The organism is Polaromonas sp. P1_G4, assembly GCF_056405475.1.
The window spans coordinates 1-4,875 of the sequence record NZ_JBFUCA010000326.1 but is presented as its reverse complement, the minus strand read 5'-3'; the positions used below and the strand labels follow the sequence as shown (position 1 = coordinate 4,875).

At 60.2% G+C, this 4,875-nt stretch carries 5 protein-coding genes and 1 tRNA gene; 2 read left to right on the top strand and 4 right to left on the bottom strand.

The features are described 5' to 3' along the window. Positions 1-391: 391 nt before the first annotated feature. Both AC1D1X_RS15720 and AC1D1X_RS15715 read right to left on the bottom strand, forming a co-directional pair. Complete coding sequence (locus AC1D1X_RS15720; RefSeq protein ID WP_477668842.1) at positions 392-1,315, bottom strand: NADP-dependent oxidoreductase; 924 nt, start codon at positions 1,313-1,315, stop codon at positions 392-394. A gap of 15 nt (positions 1,316-1,330) precedes the next feature. Next, on the bottom strand, positions 1,331-1,765 hold the full coding sequence (locus tag AC1D1X_RS15715; RefSeq protein ID WP_477668843.1) for an ester cyclase: 435 nt from the start codon (positions 1,763-1,765) through the stop codon (positions 1,331-1,333). A 98-nt stretch (positions 1,766-1,863) separates the two neighbouring features. Here AC1D1X_RS15715 and AC1D1X_RS15710 point away from each other — a divergent pair, with 98 nt between their 5' ends. Beyond that, positions 1,864-2,775, top strand: a complete 912-nt coding sequence (locus AC1D1X_RS15710; protein WP_477668844.1) for a LysR family transcriptional regulator — start codon at positions 1,864-1,866, stop codon at positions 2,773-2,775. A 107-nt stretch (positions 2,776-2,882) separates the two neighbouring features. On the opposite strand, the gene AC1D1X_RS15705 is transcribed toward AC1D1X_RS15710, so the two are convergent. Further along, a tRNA-Arg gene (locus tag AC1D1X_RS15705) sits at positions 2,883-2,958 on the bottom strand. Positions 2,959-3,190: 232 nt separating this feature from the next. Here AC1D1X_RS15705 and AC1D1X_RS15700 point away from each other — a divergent pair. After that, a complete protein-coding gene (locus AC1D1X_RS15700) occupies positions 3,191-4,060 on the top strand; it encodes a c-type cytochrome (RefSeq protein ID WP_477668845.1) in 870 nt (289 codons plus the stop codon). Positions 4,061-4,172: 112 nt separating this feature from the next. On the opposite strand, the gene AC1D1X_RS15695 is transcribed toward AC1D1X_RS15700, so the two are convergent. Then, positions 4,173-4,739 (bottom strand): DUF2946 family protein, encoded by a 567-nt coding sequence (locus AC1D1X_RS15695; RefSeq protein ID WP_477698611.1) that lies wholly within the window; start codon positions 4,737-4,739, stop codon positions 4,173-4,175. Positions 4,740-4,875: the final 136 nt, after the last annotated feature.

Genomic DNA, 4,875 nt, shown 5'->3' with positions numbered 1-4,875 from the left:
CTACAAATGGATCACAAATCCAGCGTTTCCCTTCACGGCCTTTTTTAGGAGATCCACCGGGAAAGATCAGTTGTAATAACTTGCAACTCACGGTGTTGTTGGCGATTCTAGGAAGACAACCGCTACCTGTAAAATATCTTGATTCTGGTACGTGAATACTTTAAAAGTATCTTATGAGCAAGAATCCAGCAGCGAGGATCAGCGTGACACGCGATGGACGTTAGCCACTGGATTGATACCGGGTAGGCATCGGTTCCACGCAAATTCGGTGTGGACGTGCCTCGACTCCAATGCTGGAATGCGGTCTGGCGCTAACCCCGTGCGCTCTAAGGGGATAGCCGCTGAGCGTGCGTTTTTGATGGAAGGTCCCAAGGCGCCATTGCCTCGCGGATCAGCGCGACGTGCGGATGATGACCTTGCCGCGCGCATGACCGCCGGCCACCTGCTCAAGCGCCGCGCGGGCGTCATCCAGCGGATGGATTGTGTCGAGGATCACCTGGAGCCGTTTGTCGTCGAAGCGCTTGAGAATCAGCGCCAATGCCGCAGCATCGCCGCTGAAGAATGCGAAGACGCCGTGGATATCTCCACGCGGCTGTATCGTGTGATCGACGATCGACACCACCGTCCCGCCCGGCCTTGTCACTCGCCACGACCGCTCGAGAGTCTCCCCACCAATCGTGTCGATGACCAGGTCCAGGTCTCGCCAACGCTCTGCAAAGTCATCACGGCGGTAATCGATAATTTCGTCCGCACCCAATTCTTTGACCAGTGTGTGGTTCTTTGCAGAAGCCGTGGCTAAGACGTGCGCACCTGCCTGCCTTGCGAACTGGACGGCGAAGCTGCCCACGCCACCGGCTGCCGCGTGAACCAGCACGCGCTGCCCCGCCCTTAACTTTCCAGCCCCAAACAGTGCCAGCCAGGCCGTACCAGCTGCCGTCGGCAACGCTGCGGCCTGCTCGTAGCTCATCTCAGCGGGAACCAGGCACAACGCGCTTGCGGACAGCAGGGCAGACTGCGCGAAGGCACCCCCCGCCGTCGGCGCGAGCCTCCCCACGACGCGGTCACCGGGCTTGAACCGGTCAACCTCTGGACCCACGGCTTCAATCACACCGGCAAGGTCAGTGCCTAACGTATAGGGCAAAGTGACAGGAAAGACAGGCTGCATGGACCCGCCAAGGATTTTCAGATCCAGCGGGTTCACGCTCGCCGCCTCGACGCGGACCAGGGCCTGACCGCCACCCGGTGTGCCCAGGGCGGCATGTTCAATATCCGCCTGGCTGGCGCCGCCGAATGCATGGATGCGAAGTGCTTTCATCAAATTCTTTCCCAGTTAATCGCCGAGTGGAGGGAAGCTTCCAAGTTGCAGGAAAACGCCAAACCAGTCTTCCAGGTGCCAGGTTCGCTGGATACGCGTCTCATGGAATTCGTGGAACTCGTGGATGCGGATGCTGACCTTTTTTCCGGTTGCCGCAATGCCGAAGAGTGGCCCCAGATGGGTACCCGTTATCTCAGCCCGTACACCGATACGCCCGGGTACCTGAATCAAGTCGTGAATGGCAATATGGACGTCCGGCAGGGCTTCGATGAAGCTGCGGATGATCGGTTTCAAACCCTCGGGTCCCGGGCCTTGCCCGGGCGCCAGCGGAATGTCATCCCAGTCGGCAGTCACAGCGCTGTCCAGCAGGTCCGGGTTCTTGTCGTTGAATGCGCGATACAAGGTTTCGGTGGCGCGGCGCTCAGCCATCATCTGTGTGGTGTCGTTCATTTGTCCGGCTTTCGGTGGTTGAAGTGGAAGAAGGCCGATTCTGGTAGACCGATAAAAATCTGTCCAACAAATGACTTATATACAGTTATATTTGATTCATGGATTTTCATGGCATTGATCTGAATCTGCTCGTGGCGTTTGACGCGCTGATGGACGAGTGCAATGTGACCCGCGCAGCCGCGCGGGTAGGCGTGAGCCAACCTGCCATGAGTGCCGCGCTGTCACGTCTGCGAACGTTGTTTGGCGACCCGCTGTTCCTGCGCAGCGCAGAAGGACTTCTGCCGACAGCGCGTGCCAGGGAAATCGTGGGACCCGTGTCGCAAGCACTGCGGCAAATCAAGACAGCTCTCGTGCAGGAGCCGGACTTCGAGCCCGAGCAGGCATCTCTGGTGTTCAACCTTGGACTGTCCGACTATCCGGCTTTCGTATTGCTGCCCGCACTTGTCAGGGAGCTGGCGCGCGCGGCGCCGGGAATATCGCTGAGCGTGCACGCGATTAACAATCGGGATAGTGCGGTCGACATGCTGGACGCAGGAACGATTGATGCGGCAGTTGGCGTCCCGCCGACCCATGCAGAGAGACGGATATTGACACGGCCTGTTCTGAGAGACGAGTTCGTGACCATCGTTCGCCGGGACAACCCGGCAGCGAAGCGAAGCATGGGTCTGAAGGCATTTCTTGCGCTGCCTCATGTGCTCGTGTCACCTGAGGGTGATCGCCATGGCCTGGTTGACGAGGCGCTGGCCGGGCTGGGGAAGCGCCGCACCCTCGCACTGACGCTTCCGCAGATGTTTGCCGCGCCCGCGGTGGTGGCCCAGACAGATACCACGGCCACGGTGATGAAGCGCGTGGCCCTCAAATCCCCGGCTCTGCGCAAGCTGGTCTTGTTTCCGCCGCCTGTTGCGTTGCCAGAAGTCGTCTTCGACCTCATCTGGCACCGACGGAACGATGCACATCAGGTGCAGCAATGGCTCAGGGAATTGATCGCATCACTTGCTTTGGCTGCCTAGAATAATAGAACCCGCCAGTCGCTTCACCGTGACGAATTTCAGTGCAGTTGGGCTTTGAAACGCTGCGGCGTGCCTGCGCGACAACGGCAAACAAGAAAAACCATGATTGGTGCGGCTGGCGGGGATCGAACCCACGACCCTTGGCTTCGGAGGCCAATACTCTATCCACTGAGCTACAGCCGCAACGCTGGAAACGGTCTGCGCCGGATTCGCGGCCGAGGGGCGCAAAATCAGGGCAATTTGCACTGCGCGGGCGATTCACGCCGCGCAACGTCTCCGATTCTACCAGCCGGCCGTGACGCTCCCCGGCCTCTGCAAGCCCCCAGTTATAATGTGAGGTTGCTGAGCAAGCGCTGCCCAAGAGCGCCATATCACCACGCGATAGCCCCCCGATTCTTAGTTTTTTGAGGACGCCATGAGCGCAAACGACCACACCACGGCCCACGAAGAAGCCCATACTGGCCCCATCAAGACCCCCCAGCAACTGCTGGCTGCGGTTTTTTTCTCTTTTGTCGTTCCTGTTTTCGCCATCATCGGCCTGGTGTATTACGTCGCTTCGGCCAACAAGCCAGCTGCGGGTGCGGACGAAGGCGCCAAGGCGGTTGCGCAGCGCATCCAGAAGATCGGCGCGGTTGAAATCCGTGATGCCAACCGTCCGCTGAAGTCCGGCGAAGAGGTCTACAAGGCGCAGTGCGTGACTTGCCATGGCACGGGTGCAGCCGGTGCGCCGAAGTTTGGCGATACGGGTGCCTGGGCAGCCCGTATCAAGACCGGTTTTGACGCGCTCTGGCATTCCGCCCTGAAGGGCAAAGGCGCCATGGGAGCCCAGGGCGGCGGTGATTTTGAAGACGTCGAAATTGGCCGTGCAGTGGTTTACATGACGGCTGCCGCAGGCGGCAAGTTTGCGGAGCCAGCCGCCCCGGCAGCTGCTGCCGCTACGGCACCTGCAGCCGCAGCCGCCGCACCGTCCGCAGATGTGGTCGCCGCACTCGCTGCAGCCAACAAGACGGCAGCGCCAGCCGCCGGTGCAACGCCGGCTGCAGCCGGTGGTGCCGCACCTGCGCTGTATGGCCAGGTCTGCGCAGCCTGCCACGTGGCCGGCGTTGCCAATGCACCCAAGCTGGGCGACAAGGCTGCATGGGCTCCCCGGATTTCCGCAGGTGTCGAGGCACTGACAGCCAGCGCCATCAAAGGTAAGGGCGCCATGCCTCCCAAGGGCGGCTCGGCCGCCTCCGATGGTGAAATCAAGGCCGTGGTGCAGTACATGGTCAATACGTCCAAGTAAACGCTGTCGTGCACCCCAAAAAAAGCCGGTCAATGACCGGCTTTTTTAATGGAAATTTGATGTAAATTCAAAAGGAAATGGGCTGCAACCCAAGCAGAGCCAGCGCAAACAGCTACTTTTTTTGTAGCAGCTGAGGGCTTCGCACATAGCCGAACCGGCGCGACAAATCGCTGGCCAGGACTTCCTCGGGCACCCACAGGCCCTGCTCTATCGCGTCAGCCGCATGCGTCATGTCCTGGGTATGAACGAGGCCAAAACCCAGGTCGGTTTCCAGGTAGACCCTGCCGGATTCGTCCACGATGCAGCGCTGCGGCCGCGCCGTTTGGCCGGAATGGGCTGTGACCTCAAACATAGGTGCCGGGGCGACACGCCAGACCAGCGGCGTCACTTCGAGCTCCACATACACGCGCTGTGGCCCATTCTGGAAGAACCACTGGCCAGCAGCGTCGCTTTCATAATTCCGCTGAATGAAATCGATCAGCTTGTCGTGCTTGAGCAGCGAGCCCTTGCTGGCCGCATGGCGCGCGGCATCCAGGCCAGGCGCGCCACCAAAAGGTCCCGCGGCCTGGGCCCTCTCATCACGCATGTACCAATTGCCGCGTGCGTCCAGCCCCAGCCAGCCGTAGCAGTCGGGAACATTGGGCCATTKCGCAATGGCCTGCCTGACGATGTCATCCATGCCGCTATTTTGCGCTGCACACGGCAGGTGCGATGTGGGCAGGGTTATGGGTAAGCATCAAAGATGCGCAGCCAGGAAACCGGTGACCGCTTCCGGCATGGCACGCACATGACCAGGAAATGGCGGCGAAGGAAAC